Here is a 21,092-nt window from a genome sequence, read left to right on the forward strand (position 1 = left end):
GCTTCTTCGCACATCTAATCTAACGTCGAACCGAGGGTGCCGGCTTAGCGCTTACGGATTTTGGCAACATGCAGAAGGCACGACCGCCCGTCAATTACTTGCAGCCTAGTGAATCGGCGAGCTCAAAGCCATTCACACTCACTGTGCCCAAGCGCAGTTACTCGATTATCTGCCATAAGCAAAACACGTTCGGGAACCGCTCCGCCGTGACACGTCTCCTGCCTACATGAAGCAGTCGGACCCTCGCTATAATTCCGCAATGGAGCACGCCGGCGGGGGTGGCGGCGGAGGCGGGGGTGGCCGCTGAGATGATTTGAGACCTGATAATCAGTGCCCGGGCGGGGCCTCATTCTCCGCCAGCGCGGCAATCGGAGACGACCAGTCGGGTTTCGGCCAGTGAATTTGGGCTCGGTTAACTTTTCAGAGTTGTACTGACGCATTTAGAACAATGGACTGGCAACGATGCCTAAGGAATTGAAATCAGCGCAGCAGCTATCGGACATGATCCAGCAGGTTATTGGCGTTGCGGGGCTTGACGTTACCGTGCGGCAGGATCACGCCTTTGGCTGGCAGCCGACGGTGCTGAACGCACCGGGCAATCCGATTGGTTTCCAGCGGCGTGTCGAAGAGATCGCGCAACGAATGAGAATGCAGTACGATCTGGCCAAGTAGTCTCGAACTATTTTGCGGCAAGAATCGGCGCTCTGGCGCTGTGGGAACGCGGCGCATTTTTTTGGCTAGCGAACAGGGCTCGCGACGACACTTATCTGGGAAATCTGTGGATGTAGTGGTGACGCGTAAGCGCTTCCGCCTTGAATCGTTAAAGCCAGATCTGGCCCGCTAGAATCAGACGTTCGGGCTGCGGACCGACTTGCTTGGCCGTCGTCGCATTGATTCCAAGTTGGTATGCCGGTTAGAGGATCCGTGCTGCCCGAACGTCGCGACGATGTGGTTGCTAGGTATCTTTCGCACCGACCGAAGCGACCCAAAGATAAAATGCACTACGGCTCGAGCCCAGCACACACCGTGCCTCCGCCAAAATGTGGTAAGGGCGGCAACTACGGCAACCCCCATCATCGTTTGCTTTCTGCGATCGCTCACCACTCTTTGTCGCGGTTTGGGTCAGTTGGCCGCAAAGAAAAGACACTGGCTCAAGGCACCGTGTTAGCTTCACGAGATTAAAAAACTTGTTGGCTTAAACGTGGATAAGCCAATCCGAGGACGTCTTGGCTATGTTTTCCGGGCTCTCGGCAAATCCGACGAGGACCATGTCGTGCGTTTCACCGTTGTGAATCAGATTCAACCAAGCACTTACTTCCGAGAGCGAGGGAGCACGGTCCAACACGTTCTGATACAGCCTTGTGACGAAGTCGCTGTCGTTCAGATTACCATACTTACTTTGAAATTCGGGGGATTGTTCAAAGCCCCCTGCGATCGACAGCCCTCCAATCTTGGTTTGGGCAAGAGAAGCGTAGACGCCCTGTGCCTTTACAGCCGCCGGGAGATCGTTGGCAAAAATATCCTCCCAGCCGGAGAGACCGGTAACATCGGGAGGACGATCGAGCGCTGCAGAATAGAGCCGAGCCACATTTGCGTTGTCGTTGCCTTCGACGAAAACCATTTTGTCAGAGAATGAAAGAAACTCGACGTGGTCGACTTCAAGCGACTGGTTTGCCCCGGTAAGCGCAACGCCTCCAGCACCATCCGGAGCAATCGAAAAATCGGTGGATCGGCTCGCAAATGTGGATTCAGTGTGAGCGGTATGAAATCCTAGAGCGTGAAGCTGCAGATAGTCGATCGTTGAGAGGGATTGGGCTGTACCGCCGTCGTAAAACTCGTTGAACGAATCGTTCGGTCCTTGGACGCCGGAATTGAGAAAGTCGGCGGGATCAGACTGCTGTCCATAGTCAGCCACCTTTGTCGTTCCGCCGTCGATCGAGAAATAGGCGGTGGGAGCGGTGTTGCCACCTGCAAACAAATGGTTTCCCGGGCTACTAAAGCGAAAAAAATCGAAAATATCTGGACTCGGCCCCTCTGGGATACGGCCTAATGCATGAGACAATTCATGAAGAGCGACGCCGACGAGCTGATTTGGGTTGATGTCTGTTGCGAAAGTCGCAGTACCGTCATCTGTTGAGGTATCATTGGCTGCCATCAACCCGAACAGTTTCATCTCCGCGTTCCAAGTGACAACATTGGCTTGTCCTTGGATGGTCGATCCGTTTGGCAAAGCGTCAAAGGTGGCGTCCCCTGGGGCCGTGCCTGTCAATAGGTTGGAATGGATAAGCGTATAGCTCTCGTACGCACCATTATCGGGCCCAGCGGAGGCGCTGCCACCAGTACCATGGTAGTCGATATGAAGGTTGACGGTGATCTTGTCAGAGATTGCATTCGCCAAAATCACCGCTGCTTGTTCGATTCCCGTGCGAAACGAGGCAGGGGCCGCCATGGCAGCCGCATCAAAGATCAGATCAAAGGTAATGCCACCCGTTGTTACGGCCAACGTCGTCCCAGCAGTCGCTGATCCTGTTTGCGGTGCGATTGCTTGGCTAGTGGAAACCAAGGAGGGCCGCGCGGCGATCTGCGCCTGTCCATCAATAAACACAGGAAATTCGAGATCGCTTTGGTCTGCGAACGAATCCATTTCCGGGAATTTGTGCTTTATCAATGTGAGCTGCCGATTGGGTGCCAATTATCTGGTCCGAGCGACGTGCCGGACAGCGATGGTACGCCGTTGCAAGCTAATGATGGCGCCAATTTGTCGTACGGGTTCGTCGCTTCATCACATCAGCGGGCGTAGCATTTTTTTTTGCTGCGCGCGTTTGCAAACCAGTAAAAATACTGCTTTCTGCCGAGTAACCCGGCTTGCGGAAGCCCGGAAAACTCTCGGGCTGCCGGATGAGCCGATCGTGTCCCTTCGCGTGGTGTAGCTGAGTGCGGGTCACCGCCCAGAGCGCTTTGCTGACTCTTCCAGAACAGTCGGACAGTCCTGACGCTCAACGTTCGAGCAGAAGAGAAATTTGGAATCGTGGGCGAGGGGGATGGATGCCGCGCGCGCGGCATTCCAGTTGGGGGCGGCCAAAGTAATTGCCACGTACAGAGATCGTTTGAAGCCCCTGAAACGGAAGCGACCGCTACTTCACGAATTCATAACGGGGGTATCAAAGGCCCGAAGCTGACTTATCGCCTCACCGTTTCGATCGCGACGCGAAAGCCTTTGGCCTCGATCGCCCGAATAAGCTCTTCCAGCGTCAGAACCTTGACTACCTCATCAACAGACTTCGTGCTGGTGCCCTTAGTTTCGGTGGCAGGGGTAGCATCGAAGATCTCGGGTGCCACTCCCAAAGCTTTCGCGATAGCAAAACGGGTGCTGCTTTTAGGTGTCCTTCCGCGGCGTTCCCACTGCCAGATCGCCGGTGGCGTCACATTGATCCGTTGAGCCAATTCTGTAGCGGTCATTGACCGTTCTTTTCTGAGTTGTCTCAATTGCGAGCCGAAGGCCATTTTCCGAGTCCCGTTGCGAGCCAAGTTGGTTCTCTGCGTTGGAGGTAGCGTTTGGACTTACTGGTTATTTTCAAGAAGTCGGCGAAAGTGTGATTAATGGAGCTGCACGGGATCATCACGCATTAGATTTGGACGCTTCCCGCAAGCTGGCGGATGCCCAATTTAGTTGTGGCAAGCATATAACTTCCCAGTGGGTAAATTGATAGAGTGGACAGACTCTTTGCAAGAGCGCTGCCGTCGCTTGTAAGGTCGGGATAGAATAACTTTGGAATTAGCTGCTGATAATTGCGGTATTATGGCCGCAAGCCAATTTCTCATACTAGATTCGCGGGGGCGACAATGCGGTTCCCACTATTCGTTCTTCTGATGCTGGTTTTGTCCGCGTGCAACGACGAGCAAGATATAACGGGCTCGACGAGATCTTGCGCGACCAATCTCTATGCGAATTTTAGCCCGAAAGATCTGCAACAATGCGTGTCGGTCTGTCAAAAATGCGATCACGGGACACCAACGAGCTGCACGACTTCCTGCACGCTGAAGGGAGCGCGCTAGATGCAATGGTCAGGGTCCGAGGTTGCTGCTTGTCGACGGGGAGGCCAAGAACCCTCTGTAATAGCTTCTAAGCCACAATTTAGGCCTGGCGCTGAGCGGAACGAGCTGGCTCTCTACCCATCTTCAGCCTCAATGGACGACCGGCAATGGCCGCTCCCATGGAGCCCGTAAATGGAATCGGTGTGCATCGGTTCAAAGCTTCCATTGCGGCCATCCGATACTTAAGCCGATCTTGATCGCTTGCTTCAGACGATTCATACGTAACCCGAGGATGGCCAAGACTTTCCCGGATTTCTTCAACGTTACCGAAACGGTGATCTCAACGGCTTGCGCTTCGGAACGAGGCGGAGCTCGCCAACAGGTGCGCAGTCGCGTCTGAGCTGCTGCCGGTTTGATGGACACCCGGTTAAGCTAATCCCACCTTGCGCTCGAACTCAACGGGACTGACGTACCCGATCGTCGAATGACGGCGGATGCTGTTGTAGAACCGCTCGATATAGTCGAACACATCTGCTCTGGCCTCGTTTCTGGTGCGATAGGTTTTTCGCTCGATGCGTTCGGTCTTCAGCGACGAGAAGAAGCTCTCCATCGCCGCGTTGTCCCAGACGTTGCCGGATCGACTCATGCTGCAAATAATGCCGCTGTCTGCCATCAGGCGCTGGAACTGTTCGCTGACGTATTGGCTGCCACGATCGGAGTGATGCATCAGGGCATCCGGCTTGCCACGCCGCCAGACGGCCATCAGAAGGGCGTCCGCAACCAGCTGGGCCGTCATGCTGGCGCTCATCGACCAGCCGACCACCCGTCGCGAGAACAAATCGATCACGGCCGACACGTAGAGCCAGCCCTCCGCGGTCCAGATGTCGGTGAAGTCAGCGATCCACTTCTGGTTCGGCCGCTCGGCCACAAACTGACGATCCAGAAGGTTCGCCGGCACGTGCATGACCTGGCGATCGCCGTCGTCCTTCGGCAGGCGCCGGCGCCTTGGTCGCGCCCGCAAGGCCTGCAGGCGCATCAGCCGCTCGATCTGGTGCAGGCCGCATTCGACGCCGTCTGCCAAAAGGTCTCTCCAGACGCGCCGTGCGCCGTAGGTCCGGTCGCTGGCAAGGAAGCTTGCCTTGACCTGCTGGCCTACCGTCTCGTCGCTTCGGGATCTGGCGCTGGGCGATCGGTTCAGCCAGGCATGGAAGCCCGATCGGGATACGCCCATTGCTTCGCATAGCCATGCCACCGGCCAGATGTTCCGGTGCTTCGCGATGAAGACGAACTTCATGTCGCTTCCTTCGCGAAGTAGGCCGCGGCCTTCCTAAGAAACAGCCGGATTGGCGTCTTCCCCCGGAATGGCCTGCAAGACGAAGCCCAGCGATTTGGCCCGCCGCTGAAGGTTGGCGAGGACGCGGCTGCGATATTGTTGCTCAAATCGATCAGCGCCTGGGTCCTTGTAACTCATGCCGTGCCGAAGTGTGTTGTAGAACAAAACCGCGATCTTGCGGGCGGTCGCTGTCACGGCTTTCGACTTGCCGGCACGTGAGGCCAGCCGGCGATAGAATGCGCCGAGCGCCGTATCGCTCCGCCCGACGGTGGTGGCCGCCAGACGCAGCAATGCGGCTGCCCGACTGGAAGATCGCCGGGTACGCGAAGACAGCACCTTGCCGCCGGAGATCTTGTTGCCCGGTGCGAGGCAAAGCCAGGAAGTGAAATGTTTGGCGCTCGGCCATGCCCTCAAATCCGTGCCGCACTCACCGATAAGCTTCAATGCGAGCGACGGACCTAGCCCATGGATCTCAGTCAGATCGACACCGAGCACGCCATAGAGTGCGGCCCTGACATCGAAGGTAGGTGTGTTGACCTGCTTGGTCTTGATGCGTGGCTTGGACAGGCTTCCAACTGGTTTTACGCCTTTGTTGTTGAGTGCCGCGATCAGAGCTTCGAGTTTGCGGTCGCAGTCCAGCATCTTCGCCTGGTAGACGTAGAGTTCCAGGGCTTGGCCCAGGGCAAAGACATGTTCGTCCCGATTATTGCCGACCAGTGCGGCGCGGATCGTCTCGATTGAGGAATGGCAGCGCACGTCCCGGTAGGTTGCCAACACGTCGGGATTGCGCTCGCCTGCAACAATGGCTCGAATAATCCGCATGCCGGTCGCGCCGGTGATATCCGAGACGACATGATGAAGCTGCAAGTTCATCTCCATCAGGGCCTTCTGCATGTGCTGGATGTGGGCTGCGGCATATTCCACTAGCCGCTCGCGCTGGCGTAGATAGGCGCGCAATGTGGCAATCTCGGCATCCGGTCGGAAGCTGCCGCGTAACAGGCCGTAGGAATGAAGCTGGCGTAGCCATGCGGCATCGCTGACGTCGGTCTTCCGCCCAGGCACGTTCTTGGCGTAGCGTGCGTTGACCAGAATGACATCAAATCCGCGCTGCTCCAGGATCTCATAGACCGGGATCCAATAGACCCCGGTGGATTCCATCGCTACGTTGGTGACGTCGTAAGCTTTGAACCAGTTGGTCAGATCATGCAGGTCCTGCGTGAATGTGCCGAACGTCCGCACTGGAATGTCAGTACAGCCCGGATTCACCGCAGCCATGTGCATCCTTGATCCGATGTCGATGGCAGCCGCTCCGAAGTTGACCGGCTTCAATTCTTGGCGGTCACCGATTGTCGTCTTGGACATTGCGAATCCTCCGTCCCATCATGGGCAGGAGGGTCTGGGCTATGCCAATTTGTCATCTTCCTAATCGGGATCGCCGCCGGAACGGCGTCACCACTCTCAAGTCCGCACGCGCCCATGGACCACGTTTTTTAACGGGGACAGTGCCTCCAATAAGCTGACGGCCGCTACCCTCCCAGCCGCAGAGGATAGCACAAGGCCGTTTTTACCCCGCGCAGGCGCGCCTGGGCGCTGGACAGTTTTTTAGGATGTCCCGCTCCGCCTTCAGCTTGGTGACCTCGCGCCGCAGCCGCTCGATCTCCAATTGCTCAGGCTTCATTTGTCCGTGGCCAGGGAAGGCCTGCACAGGGTCGGAGCCGAACTCCTTCACCCATTTGCGCAGCACATTCTCATGGACGCCAAGGTCGCGGCCCGCTTGCGCCACTGACACCCCTCGTTCCCTGACTAGCTTGACCGCCTCGACCTTGAACTCTCGGACTGAACTTCCGTCTCTGCATGACCTACCTCCGGCTTGATAAAACACTCAATCTCGGTGTCCATCAAACCGGCAGCAGCTCAGTCATTAATTCTTAAATAGTGTTTACCGGCGGATTATCCGCGTCAGCATAGGTTCCGCTGCAGCTGGCGATGGAAAATAGCGCTGCTGCGCCGATGTTAAGCCATCCGCGCATGATCTCACCTCGCAATACCGTTGGATTTACGAGCGCGAACGGATTATCAGGCCGCCGCTTCTAAAAAGTTCTGCAGAGTAAAAGAGCAGAGCCGGTCTGCCCCCGCGGCTTGCTGGTCAGCGCAAAGATGCTCCTCGGTACGGAACATCCGTGATTAGAACGCCCTGCTTTAATAGGCAGGGTGTTCATCGTAATCAGCGTTTCGCCCGCGCCTCAATACTTCGCTATGAGTGGGCCACCGAACCGATAATTTAGGCGAACAAGACCAAGATCGACGTCCTGACCGATCCGCTCGGTTCCGGCATAGATTCCAAGCGGCGTAGTGAAATCGTTGTTTCGGTGACCGAGAAAGAGGTGGTCGTACTCAATTCCCACGGACCAATTCGGAGCAAATCCAAACTCAAGTCCGGTTCCTATTGCCGCTCCCCAACGCGTTTCCTTACTGGAAGCTATACGGACACCCGACGTTACGTCGAATACATCGTACTTGTCACCGACCACAGCTCCGCCGCCCTTAACGTAAAGCAGGACGCTGTTCCAAGCATAACCTACTTGGCCCGTGATGAGGCCAAGAGAGTCAATTTTGGAATGGTTACGGTCGGTTGCGATAAATAGACTCGTGTTGTCCCCGGCGAAATCGGCCCAGTTTCCTTGACCCTCCAAGCCAAATACCCAGTTCGAGCTTTGCCAACGATATCCGATCTGGCCGCCGACCGTGCCGCCGGTCGCATTGTGGCATCCTTCAGCCGCAATGAACGCACCTCCAGCAGCCACGGCGTCCCAGCACTTATGCGATGTGCCACCACCGCCGTTGATGCCAATATAGAAGCCGCTCCAGTCATAAACGACCGCAACCATTGCGGGTGCCTTGGTGTAGGGACGTGCAGCGAGATCTGCAGCATTGGCCGATGCCCCGCTTAAAGCCGCGATGGTGAGTACCGCCGCAAAAATCCGTTTCAAGTCGTCCTCCATGGTTCGCGATCAGGCAACGATACCACGTGAACCTGCTACAATCTGTCGCAGCAAAGGCACATCGGGCCAAAAAATTAATATTCTCAAATGTTTTGGAGGCTGGGGCGGCGTGGGAAGAGCAAACGGCTTTAGGCCATGCTCGAAAGAAAGTCCTGCGACCTGCTCAACTGGATCACTTAGGCGCCGCAAGATAGTTTGTAGTGAAATCACACCTTTCCCGAGTACGAGCAAGCCTTTGAAGCGGCGCAGCTCTGGACTTTTCGAGATCAACTACCTCGACGTCCAGATAACCTCTTTCCGTCAGAACGATAGCAGCGAGATCGGCAGCCTCTCGCGTTTCTCGACCAAGCTTGAGATAACTGGCACCGTCGCGAGCGCGGACATGGAATCGCATTGTTAACGCCCTCTTCGCCGCAAAAATACATCAATCTAGCGGGAGTATCAAGTTTACTGTACGTCCGATTGGTCCCGTCGCAGGTTCTGCCTTGGCCTCAGTTGCTCTTTGGGGTTTGGTAAGACAAAACGCGGGTGAACCCTACGCATTCAAGCTGCTTGAACAGTTCGCGTGCATTCCTCGGTAGCTCAGCGGTAGAGCATCCGACTGTTAATCGGATGGTCGCTGGTTCGAATCCAGCCCGAGGAGCCATTTATTGTTTCGCGCACGTTCGCGCCCGTCCGCGAGCGCCTCCCCAAAGGCTAGTTCCCCTTGTTTATCAAGCCCTTCGGCGTACATTAACCGCCCAGCTCGTTGATGATTGCCCACATGACACGTCCCCATTTGATAGCTAGGGGGGCGCTAGCCCAGCAATGCTGCGGGAGTTTTGCGCGGAGGGAAGAAATGGTTTCTGGACGGTTTCGTCCGGTCGAGATCTTGAATGCTGCAGGTGCTCTCGCGATGGCAGCGAAGGATTGAGAAGAGGCCGCTTTGCAGCGGCCCCTTGCCGGCGAATTTCGTTTTCGGAATGGAAATGCCAGCCCCGGCAAGGGGTAGCTTAGATTTTTCCACAAGCTCGTTAATCCGGACAAATATCGAAAGTAGTCCTGACCCATTTGGAAGCTCGGGCACTCGCAAGTGAGCGAGGCCCGGACGGGGGCTGGCTTCGTCCGGGCCTCGGATCATCGAACAACGCATTGCTATTGTTCGACGCTACAGGCGGCAAACTACGGAAGGGCATCCATGGTCTGCTGCAATCGAGCGACGACCTTCATCTCGGCTTCGATCTTTCTTTTCGTTTCATCGACTGGCGCCGCATTACCGGCACGTATCAGTTCTGCTGCTTCCAGTCGCTGGATGCGGTCACGGCTGATATCGATGATTTCTTGGAGTTGTGCTTTCCAGAAAGCGGACATCGTCGGTGTTGCCGAAATTAGTTAGTCAGAATTCTTGAGCGCCAATAGCTAACCAATATTGAGAGTGGAACATTGCGTCACTCCGGAAGAATACCGGGCATCATGCGACAAAAAGACCCCACCAACATGTCCACGACCCGCGTCATCGCCGGGTGCGTCGCTCTCGCTTCATGAAGACTGACACGGGGGGCGCCTCGGGTCCTTCTTGACGGGGCGCCACCTGCGCGTCGGGTGGACGCCCGAATTCTGCTTAGATACATCGCGGGATTGTTATAGAAACTGCACAGCATGCCAAAGAAGCTGAGCGAGATGGTGGGAGTGACGCCGGAGTTGAGCGCGGCAGAAATGTCGCGGCTGCTCGGTTGCTCGCTCAGCGTGATCGGAGTCTTGACGACCCAGCGGATTTTGCGCCGCAACGCGCGAGGACTCTACGATACCATCGCGACCAACCACGCCTATTTGGAGCATCGAGAGAAGGTCACCTCGCGCAAGGCGGCGCGCGCAGATGCCGGGCCGCGTGCGAATGATGAATGCAAGGGCGGACCTCGCAGATCTTGACCTGAGAGAGAGGCGAGGCGGCTTAGTGCCAGCCGATCAGATTGAAGCCGCGTTCCGAGATGTAGCTGACCGAACCCGAACGCGGCTGATGGCGATACCGACACGTGTTGCGCCCCGAGTGATGAACGCAAGCAGCGCCCTCGAAATTCGAGACATTATTGCAAACGACCTAGCGGAAGCTCTGAGCGAACTATCTATAGTGCCTTCACGCATGATCATGCACGAATTTGAGATCAATTTCTTTGAACAGCGGTCGATCAAGATGTTGCGCTGCACGTGGGCATGCACTGCTCAACTCGTTTCGTTCTCTTTCGAGGGCGAGAAGCTCCGCCTGGCGCGCTAATCGCAGCCTCGATGCAAAGGTCCGTGAAATACCTTGCGGTCCAGTTCCATAACATCCGCGACCGTAAGGCGCAGTTCGACGAGATCAATCGACTGGTCATGCGCGATGGCGGCTGGATCACCAGCATCCCCGGCGCGGCCGAGGTCACGATGGAGTGTTTGCCGGGTTCGACGCTGCCGAGCGAACTGGCCGAGACAGGCTACGTCGTCAGCCAGACGGGCGAAGGCGAGCGCATTGTTCCCGGCACCATCACTGAGGACATAATCACCGAGGGCTCGACGGTGCCGATCAGGGTGACGCATGCTGGCATCATTCGCGTGCCGCGCTACTCGTACTCGACTGAACGGCGCTCTTAGTACCAAGTCCGGCCCGTGTATGCTGATCGCAGGCGGAGCTTGAGTCGTCGTGCTGGATGCCATTTCCTGCTGCTGGGAGTCAGAGCATTACCCTCGTCTGATCGCATTCTGAGGCGGCACATTTAGGCCGCGCCAGGGGGTAGGACGCAGGGTGGGCGTCAGTGCCGCCTCTGGTCCAGGTCTCTAAGCATTGCGTGAAGAAAGTCGCTCGCATGATCATAGGTCGCCCTGCCATCAATGATCAATGATCCGACGCGTGCCGTTGCTGAGGGTCGCACCGACAACTTCGGGCCCTAACATCTCGGCGCGATCCGACCAGAGTTCCAGCAGCTTGTCGGGAATGTCTTCGCTCGACCGAAACAGCTTCAATAGCCGATCTTCGCCAGCGGGCTCGTGGTCGTGATGAACTCTGAGTGCGTAGAGCGCAAAGAGGCCACGAAAAGCATTGCGGGAGACGGCAGGCTTCGCCATGCAATTTCTCCGGAATAAATTGAATGTTTTAGAACGCCCTTATTGTTAGTCCGGGTCGATTGAAATGCCAGAAGAATTGCGAGCCTGCAGCGAGCAAATTGGGACAGATAAACTAACCTGTTTGTTGGCGGCCCGTTACCGCAATGCAATTGTTTGCGAGAGGTTGATACGGATCAACGTCGGCTTTTCGCCAGCGAAATATCAGGAAGTTGCGTAGCCGGTGAAGAAGTAGGCGCCATCTGTATTTCGCGATCTAACCAACAAGCTGCGGTTGCCTTGCCGTCTTGCGTGGCCGCCGTTGATGAACTGCTTAACCAAGGCATCACTTAAGTTTTCGTACCGACACGCCAGCCGCCACGAATGCGTTGCTCGCGGTCCAAGTTCAAGCAACCGAAGGTAGGTTTGGTCTAATAGCGTTGGTGCCATTGTTACCCTCTCGCTGACGCGGTCCTTGGCAAAGTTAATGGTGCGAGGCCCGCTTTGAGGTGTGGGCTGAATGCTTCGCAAAATGATCGTCGCAGACGATGACAGAAATTCTCCAGCATTACCCGCAGGTTTTCGAGTTCACAGTCGGTCTGCCCGCTCAAGCTCGGCTGTGGCGAACGAATCTCTTAGCCTGGCTCACTTCATCATTGCCACGCGCCGCTCTAGCTGCGGGAATTCGGCATGCTCGTTTTTAATTGCGGGACACTCTGCGGGACACTCTTGGAGTGTTGGAGTTTGATCTCCAGGATGCACGCGGATGTTGTTGGGCTCCCGCTCGTGCGACAAGCGCCGTCAGTCGTCCTCAGGGTGGAGCGCGGCCTTCGCCTTCCTCAGTGTCGCGATTTCGCGTACTAAACGCTCGATGAAATCCTCGTCGATATCCGCGAACTGAACGACCAATTTCTTGAATTGGTCTATCCTGCGGTCGATCAGGTTACAGCGCTCGCACATGGGTCATGCACTGCTTAACTCGTCCCGGTCTCCCTCCGGGGCCGAGACGATCCGCTGGCACGGTAGGCATCTGTAGACGCGCGCAGCCTTACGATCTCCTATCGAAGGCAGTTCTCCAACCAGCAACATCTCGCGTTCGCATTTCTCGCAAGTCAGAAATGTCTTTTTGAAGTTTGGCATGATGACTACGGCGCCGTACCAAATTCGCGTTAGCCGGAATATTGGGAAATTTACAGGTGGTAGGGCAATTGGAGGTTATTTGATACCGCAGCTCGCGGCGGATTGCCTGGCACCGATCACGATCAATGGACGCGGCGCTGGTGCACATCGAGGAGTACGCCGACGGCCTGCAGGCGGTGGATCAGGAAGCTTCGGGTGGCTGTATCGATGCGGCTATGCTCAAAGCTCGAGTGGCTCGGCGCGCCTTGGCCGTAGCCACTTAGCCAGGCCGGGACTTGGCCCCAAGCTTCGGCGCAACATGCGCGTTATGATCTTTCTGACTCAGCTTTCCGCTCTGACCCCAAACCTCCGACCCTGTGACGTTGGAACAGGTGCACTTTAAAGACGGCGGCTGCAGCCATTGAGTGCCTTGCCTGTGCCGTCTGGCCGGTGGTCCAATCCGGGACCCATCAGCTTCAGAGTGTTCTTGCGATCTGAAGCGGATCAGCTCTGGTCCGTCGCAACTTGGCAAAAACGGATGGGTCGTTGGCGCCGGTCGGTTCTTTACCAATTCTCGCGAGTGCGCTCCGCAAGGCCCCAGGCCCCCTTACACCCTTCAAACAATTCGACTATCCTGTAAGAAATCGACGCTTAATTTTTTCAAAACTTGGTTTTAGGAGTGCGTTATGGCCTTTTCATTTGGGCTTGTTGGCAAAAAGGTATTTGTCGCCGGTCATAAGGGAATGGTGGGATCGGCGATCGTTCGGAGGCTAGGTATCGAAAACTGTTCAATTCTTACCGTTGATCGCAATGAACTTGATCTAGCGGACGAGGTGTCGACCAGAAGGTGGTTCGCTAAAAATCGGCCTGAAGCGGTAGTGCACGCTGCAGGGAAGGTAGGTGGAATTTCTGCAAACAATACCTTGCCCGTTGACTTTCTATGCGAGAATCTGCGCCTTGAACTCAACGTGATTTCGGCAAGTCATGAGTTTGGTGTTGAGCGTCTGCTCTTTCTCGGCTCATCGTGCATTTACCCTAAGCTCGCCAACCAACCTATCGAGGAGGAAGAGCTATTAGCCGGGCCGCTCGAGCCAACTAATGAATGGTACGCAGTGGCTAAGATTGCCGGGCTAAAGATGTGCCAAGCTTATCGTCGGCAATATGGTGACGATTTCATTTCCGCTATGCCAACGAATTTGTACGGCCCGGGTGATAATTATCATCCTGAACACAGTCACGTTCCAGCGGCGCTTCTGCGACGTTTTCATCAAGCCAAACTGGCGAATTCTCCAACCGTTGCAATTTGGGGGTCCGGCAAGCCTTTGCGCGAGTTTCTGTATGTCGACGATCTCGCTGACGCCTGTATCTTTCTACTGAAGAATTATTCGGACCATATCCCGATCAATATTGGGGCAGGCACAGACCTCTCGATCAGAGATTTTGCTGAGGCAGTGGCAGAGACTGTCGGCTTTGACGGAGAGTTTGTCTTTGACACAACCAAGCCGGACGGTACGCCCCGCAAGCTGCTCAATAGTTCGCGCCTCAACGCGCTTGGCTGGCATTCAAGGACGTCGCTAAAAGAGGGCCTGGCAGCCACATATCGAGACTTTCTTGAAGGTGGCGGAAGGCATACTGGAGACAGTCAGCCCCGCGCTATTGCAGCTCGCTATTCCAGGATTCCCAGATCAGAAGGGCGGCCGAAGATTGGCACGGCTTTCTAATCTTAAGGTGTGCGAGTGTCGGCTAAAACAGCTGGAAACAAGTCCTTGAAGCCCCCGATCCTTTCCAGCAGGCAGAGCCTCACAAGAGCCGGGCTAGGATTGTAGACACTCTCTGATGTCAGGTGATAGACTTGACAATATGTTTCATGACCTGAGGATCAGATATGCGAGCAGCTAATTCGACGTTATTCATGGCGTCTTTTGCCGTCGCGCTGAGCTTCTCAGGTGTGAGCCACGCGCGAGACGTATGTTCAAGCTATGCGACGGCTCAGGAGCGGCTCGATTGTAACGTTAGAACCACCATGGCTGCAGCCGCATTCGCAGAGCGGAAAGCCTCGGCTCCGCGGTCTGCCGAAGCTGCAAAACGGAGCGAGGTCGATACTTTGCTCCAGCAAGAAAACGACAAGGTCGGGACTAAACTGAAGGCCATTTGTCGGGGATGTTAACCATCTCGCTTTTCTGGCGCGTTGACCCTTTACCGTCTAACGCTGTCGGCAACTGACACTTGCGTCACGAGGATCTGCTGTCCCACTCGGAAACGCTGCGCTTCGACGTAACGACTCGGCCAGTTCTGTGGAAGAAGCAATGCCCGCAGTCGGTTTCGGCTATAAGGAACCGAGCCGTTGAAGATCAACCGTTAAAGGCTTTTCGCATGTCGCGGGTCGATCAATATCCGGTGGGACGTTGGTTCGGTCCGAAGCGCGTTGCGCGGTTCGACCCGGAGCGGCACTCAAGGCAAACGGCTGAAGCGATACGCAACGCCGCCCTAAAAGCGGCCAACCGGTGAGATCAGCGTTCAGGATCTGCCGGCGGCGATCATCTGCAGGAGATTTCGGTCTTCCTCGGCCGTCCATTTCGGACAGTGATAATGTTTGGTGCGCGATATGGTCGGCAGACCGGCGCCCAAACGTCAGCGGTGCCACCGGGCTGGGCGAATGGGGGGCACCCGGTTCACCCGATGGCGCCTCACCACTCAGAGGGTTTCGATGCGGCGGTCTTTGAGACGGCTAGATCGATCCTAATACCCGATCAGTCCTAAACGGTATGCGCAGCGCAATATCGGGGACAAGGCTTCGGTGCGGCCACCGAGAATCCGGACAAAGGTACCGCACTCATGTACCTCCAGCCATCATTGCTCGATGGCATTTTCAATCCGGCGCCAAACACCGGACCGGTGGCCTCGAGCCGGAATCGGAATGGCACATAGACGCGTCCGTCCCGAACTGCGTTGATGCTCTTGGCGAGTTCGATTAGATTGCGCCGCTGCCATGGGATTGACCCAGCATGCTTCATCAGGCTGCGTCCTTCCCTCTCGCGCAAGCGCTGGAGGCCTTTCCACGCCAAGGTGACTTGGAGCGATCTCTGTCGTTTGGCCGCACACCATGTGACGATGATGCTGGCCATTGAAAGGGCCGACAAATATCTTCTGGTCTTTCTTGCGCTGTATTCGGCATTCGTTTGCGCGGCGGTGCACTCTTCTGATACTGATCGCGCTCTGCGGGAATGCAACCCTGAAGGAATGACTCCGACCGGGCGGAGCCCGCCGCCCACTTCCAGACTGACGGTGCGCAATACATCGCGCGCGTTCCAGACCGCCAGCGATCGGGAATTTGACCTTCGCCGCATAGCGCTTCGAAGCCGGAATGGCACGTCATGTACGAGGCAAAGGTTATAAATCTCACAGCAGTCCAGTTAAGAATGGCGCTTGCAGATCTACGATCAACGGGCGTGCGATTTGCTAGTATTTTGCCAGGACTTCGCTACCGCCACAACCCTCAACCTCTCTGCCTAACACGTTGTCCGCTGGGCATACAAAATCCGGATTTCGCAGCTGAAGCCTTGGTTCGTTTGTACGGCCTGCGGGAGGCGCGGGCGAACAGGCGCCGTGGCGGTGATCGAAAAATCGTTTTTAGCCAGCATTTCAGGCTAGGGCGCGAACCAGGAAACTGATGCGCGAGCGTCCTTACTCAGTCCAGACCGGGCGTGGTGCGCAAACTGATCGAATCGCCGAGGGCGCCGAGGCGGTCCAGGCCCGGCGCAAAGTGACTGCAGGGAGCGATGTTCATTGGACGGAGCACCAAGGAAAGGAGTAACAAGGACTTCCGATTGGGGTTTGGACTCTTGCTGGCGCGCCGACCGAGCTGGCGGAGCGGCCATGCCTTCGCAGGAGCGCGCGAGTAAGCGTATGCGTGACTCGACCTCGATTGTTCCGACCATCGCCTATCTACCTCGTGCTTGAGGATTTTGGCGTTCGCACGGTGGAGACGTGCCTGGGGCGAACAGGGGGGCCGCCACACGGGTGGCGGCCAAAACTCGGTCAGCTTCTCGCTAACCGCGTTGCGTTTGACTCACCCCGTATTCCGAGGATGGGTCTGTTCCTGCGTCGCGAAACTGCGCGTCGATGCAACGGATAAAGCAGGGGGATAAGCTCATGGCGCGATTGTCGCGAGCAGCGCGCGTAAAGCCGCTACGACTGACGTCGCGTGGTGCCTCAAGCCCGAAAGCCGCTCGGGCCAAGCCCCTTGCGCTGGGAGGCTTGTCGCAATTTCTGGGCTACTCGATCCGCCAGGCACAGCTCTGGATTTTCAGGGAGTTTAGCCGGAGGTTGGCGAGCTTCGAGATCAGTCCTGCGCAATTTTCCGTGCTTTGCGTGATCGACGCCAATCCCGGCGTCAATCAGCTCGCGGTCGCGGCGCTTCTGTCGATCGAGCGAGCCGGGCTTGGCAGGCTGGTCGATCATCTCGAAGGTCGCGGACTAGTGCGGCGCACGGCTTCGACGATCAATCGCCGCTATTACGAGCTGCATTTAACCGAAGCCGGCGCGGCGCTGCTGGCGCGGGTTAGGCTGGCGGCTACCGAAAGCGATAAGGCGCTGCGTTCAAAAATTGGTCCGCGCGCCTACAAGGAATTGCAGCGGGCGCTGTCGATTTTTGTCGACGATGCCTGAGCGACCGGAAAGGCCGCGCTGAAGTTGATTGTTGAAGGTCCCGGGATAAATTGGTTGCTAGGCCGCCGGCTTTGTCTGAGCGGCCCGCTCCTCGCGATCGCGGCGTGAAGTCCAGTTTACTCTTGTTCTGCGGATCATCAGCATCGTTTTGAGCTAAGCGGTAGTGCGACTTACGTCCTCTACGAATTTGCGCTGAGATCGCCGCGGTATTCAGCAAGAAGACCGCAAATGAGGATAATGCAGGCGCCCGCCCGGCACCGCCGGCCTAAACTTCGGTCGGCAAGTTGGGCATTATCCCGGCAACCAAATCGGCGTCGGGAGCAGTAGCATGGCTGAAAGAGGACACATTTACACGTCGGTGGGCAAGCCTCGTCGAAATCCTAGATGTTTAGCGAAGATCTGAATAGGCCCAAAATGGACATGGCTTCGAGTGCCGTACAATTTGACAGCAATGTTCTCAATCAAGTCCCGGTGCTCTTGAAATACTTGGTCGCAATCCAGGCTACCTCTATTGATCCAGCGCTTTCCAAGATCGGAGAGAGCTGCATTACTTATCTCGAAGTGCACCGCGCCTGTGTCGTTCATCATTGTGAAGCGATAGGCCATCCTCTCGCCGTCATAACCAATTGACTGTCCGCGACCCAAGGACATCGTAGAATCCATTCTAAAAAAGCAGCAACTAACGCCAAATATGTCGCTCAACTCCGGGCGGTTAACCTCGGGTGCCGCATGGTAAGGTAAAGCGTTCCTCATTTCGCTGGCAAGCGGAAAAAAGTTACGTCTGTTAACGTCGCTGGACCAGGCGTGACTGTCGAAGGCCAATTAGAACACGTTGGGGTCGGGAAAGCCTTTTGCTGTTTTCTGTGCGGTGCACAACTTAAAGTGCTTGCATCAACGCTTGGGTGGTGTTCGATTTATCCATTTCTAGATTTCGATTTTGATGGAGACTTTATGAAAACGAAGCTCGAATATCCAGCGCGCTGCATCGGAACTGCTGCACTTGAGCTTCCTTTAGCGTGGACCGCGAAACCCGCACCATCAAAGCCCCCGGACAAAGGTCCTTCAACCAAGGCTAGCGAATCTGGGTCGTGAGACCTCTGCGTCGTTAAGCGACCCTCCTCGGATATTTCCCAACCAAGTCAGCAATCTGAAAAATCCCAGAAAAGCTTGCCGAGAAGAGCCACCCGAGGTGAGGAGTGCCGGCGTAACCTAAGACACTGTAATCATCACTGTCCGGCCGTGCACTGTGACCTGCCACTGAAGTTTCATCCAGCGGCAGTTAGAGTCTCGGGGTTTTGTACGCCAAGTGGCGCGGGTGGAGCAACGGACGATCGGCGGAGCTGGTCGGGGTTGCGCAGCCGATCGTCCGTTGCGGTGAGGTGGGCGGCGTAGGCCACGGGTGTCAGGTATTTCAGCGACGAGTGTGGGCGCTGGAGATTGTAGTCGGCGACCCAATTGGCGATCTTGGCGTGGGCGTCATCGAGATCGAAGAATAGAGTCTCGTTGAGCAACTCATCGCGCATCCGGCCGTTGAAACTCTCGATGAAGCCGTTCTGCATCGGCTTTCCCGGTGCGATGAAGTGCCAATCGATGACGGTGTCCTTGCACCAGGCGAGCATGGCGTTACAGGTGAACTCGGTGCCATGGTCGGACACGATCATTCCTGGCTTGCCGCGTCGCTCGACGATTGCCGTCAGTTCGCGGGCCACGCGCTGCCCCGAGATCGATGTATCCGGAATGGCGCCCAGGCATTCCTTGGTGACGTCGTCGACGATGTTGAGAATGCGGAAGCGCCGACCGTTGGCGAACTGGTCGTGGACGAAATCCAGTGACCAGCGCGCGTTGGGCCTCGCCTCGACCAGGATCGGGGCACGGGTCCCCACGGCCTTGCGGCGTGCCCGCCGCTTGCGGACGGTAAGCCCTTCCTCGCGATAGAGCCGGTAGATCCGATTGATCCCCGACGGCTCGCCCTCCCGGCGCAGCAGGACGAACAGGCGGCGGTAGCCGAAGCGTCGCCGCTCGTTGGCAAGGTCACGCAGCCGGCCCCGGAGAGCCGCGTCCGGAGGACGGCTGGAGCGATAACGGATCATCTTCCGATCCGCGCCGACGATCGAGCAGGCCCGCCGTTCCGACAGGCTCATGACGGCCTGCAGATGCGCGACCGCAGCGCGCTTGGCGGCGGGCCCTACCATTTTTTTGAAAGCAGCTCGCGAAGGGCAGCCGCATCGAGCATCTGCTCGGCCAAAAGCTTCTTCAGCTTCCCGTTCTCTTCCTCCAGAGCCCTCAGCCGCTTGGCCTCGGAGACATCCATGCCCCCGAATTTGGCTTTCCAATTGTAGATCGTCGCTTCGGAGATGCCGTGCTTGCGAGCCAGATCGGCCGTCTTCGCCCCGGCCTCATGCTCCTTCAACACCGCGATAATCTGCTCTTCCTTGAACCGTGCTCGCTTCATCTGTCCGTCCTTCTTCGGGGCGGACTCTAACTCCTTCTGGAGGAAATACTCAGTGGCAGGTCAACTGCAATGCTGCTTAAATTGGTCAACATGGTGACTACTGCCATCATTCGGAGGACGACAACAAAGCTGCAGTACCTTCCGCTGGGTATCGAACGCATGACAAATCGGCTTCGGCAACGCTTGGGAGGCTATTCGGAGGCGCTGATGCCAGCCCAACGGAGTAGTTCTATCTATTGGAGCTAAGCTTCTAAACGATTCTAGCTATCGAAACAAAGCTCTCGGTGTCCGTTGCGGCGCTGGGCTTGCAAGAGCTTGAGCCCCAACTTTCCATCTTCGTTATAATCATTTCGACGGAGAGGAAAATGCCTGATGAGGTGAAGCCCGTGGAGCGGCTTATCAACGCCCGGATCCTTATTCACGAAATCCCAGTTTTCGGGGCTCGCCGAGGTATATTGAATGCGGTGCTTGCGAATCAAGTTGTTGAGCGGGAATCGACGAGCCCTGTCGTCGTTGCAAGCTTGCGCTTCAGTCTCGCGACGGCGAAGCAGCTGCGTGACGTGCTCGAAAAGCTATTACCTGCTGTCGCGCCACACGGCCAAGCAAACTGAAGTCGTTTTTGTATGCGTTGCTCTCGTGCACGGTAAATCGGGGCAGCTTAAGCCATCCGATCAAAGATGAATCCCCCAATCTTTCGGTCCATCGATCTTATCACGCTAAACCAGAATTGATGCAGAGCCGCGGTTACGTCTCGTCTCGTAAATGAATTCGCTATCTGCAAACGAAATCGCCGAGCGCGGCGCGTCAGTTCCCCGGTGGCTAGGGGAGCTAAGAAAGCTTGTTGACACGGATCATGTCTCGCCAGGGGTCAAAGCGACCCGCCTTAGCCTCCACCAGCAAAGAGCGAAATTCAACGGCGTCGTACCGCAACGTATTGGCGCAGAGGATCGGGCCGAGCCGGCTGACGATACCAGGGCACTTGATGTCAATGTGCAAGCCTTTTGCGCGCGCCTTAAGCCAACCAACTTCTTTCTTAAACTCCTCGCCACAACGTGGGCACTTGAATGGCCAAAAGTCCTGATCATCATACATTTTAGGGCTCCTTAAATCCAGTTGATGGTGATTAAAGGACGGGTTCGCCTAGGAGAAGCCAGATTACGGAGGCGCATTGCGAAACGACGCGGGCTTTGCCGTCGGCCCCCGAGATTTAGTTTTGGTGGAATTAGCTGCTGCTGCTTGGATGGACGGGCCTAAGCTAATCCGATCTAAGACTTTTTGGAAACAGTGGCTACGTCCGGCCCGGTCACGCTCCATGCGCAGCCGCTCGTTCTCCGGTCAGTGTCGAACGGTCTTCAAAGTCACGCCCGCCGAGTGTCAATCGGCCCTTTAATTGCGGATTGATGTCAATTCTCTTTTTGAAGCCATTCGG

General features: G+C 56.4%; 15 protein-coding genes, 1 tRNA gene and 2 pseudogenes. 7 read left to right on the forward strand and 11 right to left on the reverse strand.

Annotation, left to right across the window (positions count from 1 at the left end):
• Positions 1-462 precede the first annotated feature (462 nt).
• On the forward strand, positions 463-672 hold the full coding sequence (locus Q0687_RS27575; protein WP_298884119.1) for a hypothetical protein: 210 nt from the start codon (positions 463-465) through the stop codon (positions 670-672).
• Between the two features lie 523 nt (positions 673-1,195).
• Here Q0687_RS27575 and Q0687_RS27580 read toward each other — a convergent pair.
• From Q0687_RS27580 to Q0687_RS27605, 6 genes and pseudogenes are all read right to left on the reverse strand, one after another.
• Positions 1,196-2,692, reverse strand: a complete 1,497-nt coding sequence (locus Q0687_RS27580; protein ID WP_298884121.1) for an NF038122 family metalloprotease — start codon at positions 2,690-2,692, stop codon at positions 1,196-1,198.
• Positions 2,693-3,180: 488 nt separating this feature from the next.
• Positions 3,181-3,504 (reverse strand): helix-turn-helix domain-containing protein, encoded by a 324-nt coding sequence (locus tag Q0687_RS27585; RefSeq protein WP_298884123.1) that lies wholly within the window; start codon positions 3,502-3,504, stop codon positions 3,181-3,183.
• 958 nt (positions 3,505-4,462) lie between these two features.
• A pseudogene (locus Q0687_RS27590) lies at positions 4,463-5,362 on the reverse strand (IS3 family transposase); the annotation flags it as partial.
• The gene (locus tag Q0687_RS27595; protein ID WP_298884126.1) at positions 5,363-6,730 is read right to left on the reverse strand and encodes an IS110 family transposase; all 1,368 of its coding nucleotides are present in this window, start codon (positions 6,728-6,730) and stop codon (positions 5,363-5,365) included. It lies immediately after the preceding pseudogene.
• A 238-nt stretch (positions 6,731-6,968) separates the two neighbouring features.
• Positions 6,969-7,224 (reverse strand): annotated as a pseudogene (locus Q0687_RS27600) (transposase); the annotation flags it as partial.
• 387 nt (positions 7,225-7,611) lie between these two features.
• Positions 7,612-8,370, reverse strand: coding sequence for an outer membrane beta-barrel protein (locus Q0687_RS27605; RefSeq protein WP_298884129.1), 759 nt, complete (start codon positions 8,368-8,370; stop codon positions 7,612-7,614).
• Positions 8,371-8,941: 571 nt separating this feature from the next.
• Here Q0687_RS27605 and Q0687_RS27610 point away from each other — a divergent pair.
• Positions 8,942-9,016, forward strand: a tRNA-Asn gene (locus tag Q0687_RS27610).
• A gap of 515 nt (positions 9,017-9,531) precedes the next feature.
• On the opposite strand, the gene Q0687_RS27615 is transcribed toward Q0687_RS27610, so the two are convergent.
• On the reverse strand, positions 9,532-9,720 hold the full coding sequence (locus Q0687_RS27615; RefSeq protein WP_298884131.1) for a hypothetical protein: 189 nt from the start codon (positions 9,718-9,720) through the stop codon (positions 9,532-9,534).
• A 288-nt stretch (positions 9,721-10,008) separates the two neighbouring features.
• Between Q0687_RS27615 and Q0687_RS27620 the strand changes: the two genes are divergently transcribed.
• Together Q0687_RS27620 and Q0687_RS27625 are read left to right on the forward strand one after the other, a co-directional pair.
• On the forward strand, positions 10,009-10,278 hold the full coding sequence (locus tag Q0687_RS27620) for a hypothetical protein (RefSeq protein WP_298884133.1): 270 nt from the start codon (positions 10,009-10,011) through the stop codon (positions 10,276-10,278).
• 366 nt (positions 10,279-10,644) lie between these two features.
• Positions 10,645-10,977, forward strand: coding sequence for a hypothetical protein (locus Q0687_RS27625; protein ID WP_298884135.1), 333 nt, complete (start codon positions 10,645-10,647; stop codon positions 10,975-10,977).
• Positions 10,978-11,211: 234 nt separating this feature from the next.
• Here the strand turns inward: Q0687_RS27625 and Q0687_RS27630 are convergent, their stop codons facing one another.
• Positions 11,212-11,448, reverse strand: a complete 237-nt coding sequence (locus Q0687_RS27630; protein WP_298884138.1) for a hypothetical protein — start codon at positions 11,446-11,448, stop codon at positions 11,212-11,214.
• 1,781 nt (positions 11,449-13,229) lie between these two features.
• Between Q0687_RS27630 and Q0687_RS27635 the strand changes: the two genes are divergently transcribed.
• Together Q0687_RS27635 and Q0687_RS27640 are read left to right on the forward strand one after the other, a co-directional pair.
• Complete coding sequence (locus Q0687_RS27635; RefSeq protein ID WP_298884140.1) at positions 13,230-14,264, forward strand: GDP-L-fucose synthase; 1,035 nt, start codon at positions 13,230-13,232, stop codon at positions 14,262-14,264.
• Positions 14,265-16,695: 2,431 nt separating this feature from the next.
• Complete coding sequence (locus Q0687_RS27640) at positions 16,696-17,211, forward strand: MarR family transcriptional regulator (RefSeq protein WP_298884143.1); 516 nt, start codon at positions 16,696-16,698, stop codon at positions 17,209-17,211.
• Between the two features lie 348 nt (positions 17,212-17,559).
• Here Q0687_RS27640 and Q0687_RS35880 read toward each other — a convergent pair whose 3' ends face one another.
• On the reverse strand, positions 17,560-17,964 hold the full coding sequence (locus Q0687_RS35880; protein WP_363323999.1) for a DUF1488 family protein: 405 nt from the start codon (positions 17,962-17,964) through the stop codon (positions 17,560-17,562).
• Positions 17,965-18,476: 512 nt separating this feature from the next.
• Positions 18,477-19,663, reverse strand: a protein-coding gene (locus Q0687_RS27645) for an IS3 family transposase (protein WP_298884146.1) whose coding sequence is annotated in 2 segments (ribosomal slippage) — positions 18,477-19,411 and positions 19,411-19,663 — 1,188 coding nt in all. Because the reading frame shifts where the segments join, the coding sequence is not laid out codon by codon here.
• A 365-nt stretch (positions 19,664-20,028) separates the two neighbouring features.
• On the opposite strand from Q0687_RS27645, the gene Q0687_RS27650 reads away from it, so the two are divergent.
• Complete coding sequence (locus Q0687_RS27650; RefSeq protein WP_298884148.1) at positions 20,029-20,274, forward strand: hypothetical protein; 246 nt, start codon at positions 20,029-20,031, stop codon at positions 20,272-20,274.
• 217 nt (positions 20,275-20,491) lie between these two features.
• On the opposite strand, the gene Q0687_RS27655 is transcribed toward Q0687_RS27650, so the two are convergent.
• Entirely contained in the window at positions 20,492-20,755 is a 264-nt protein-coding gene (locus tag Q0687_RS27655) for a hypothetical protein (RefSeq protein WP_298884151.1), read from the reverse strand.
• Positions 20,756-21,092 lie beyond the last annotated feature (337 nt).

Origin of the sequence: uncultured Bradyrhizobium sp., assembly GCF_936928535.1 — a bacterium.
GTDB lineage: Bacteria > Pseudomonadota > Alphaproteobacteria > Rhizobiales > Xanthobacteraceae > Bradyrhizobium.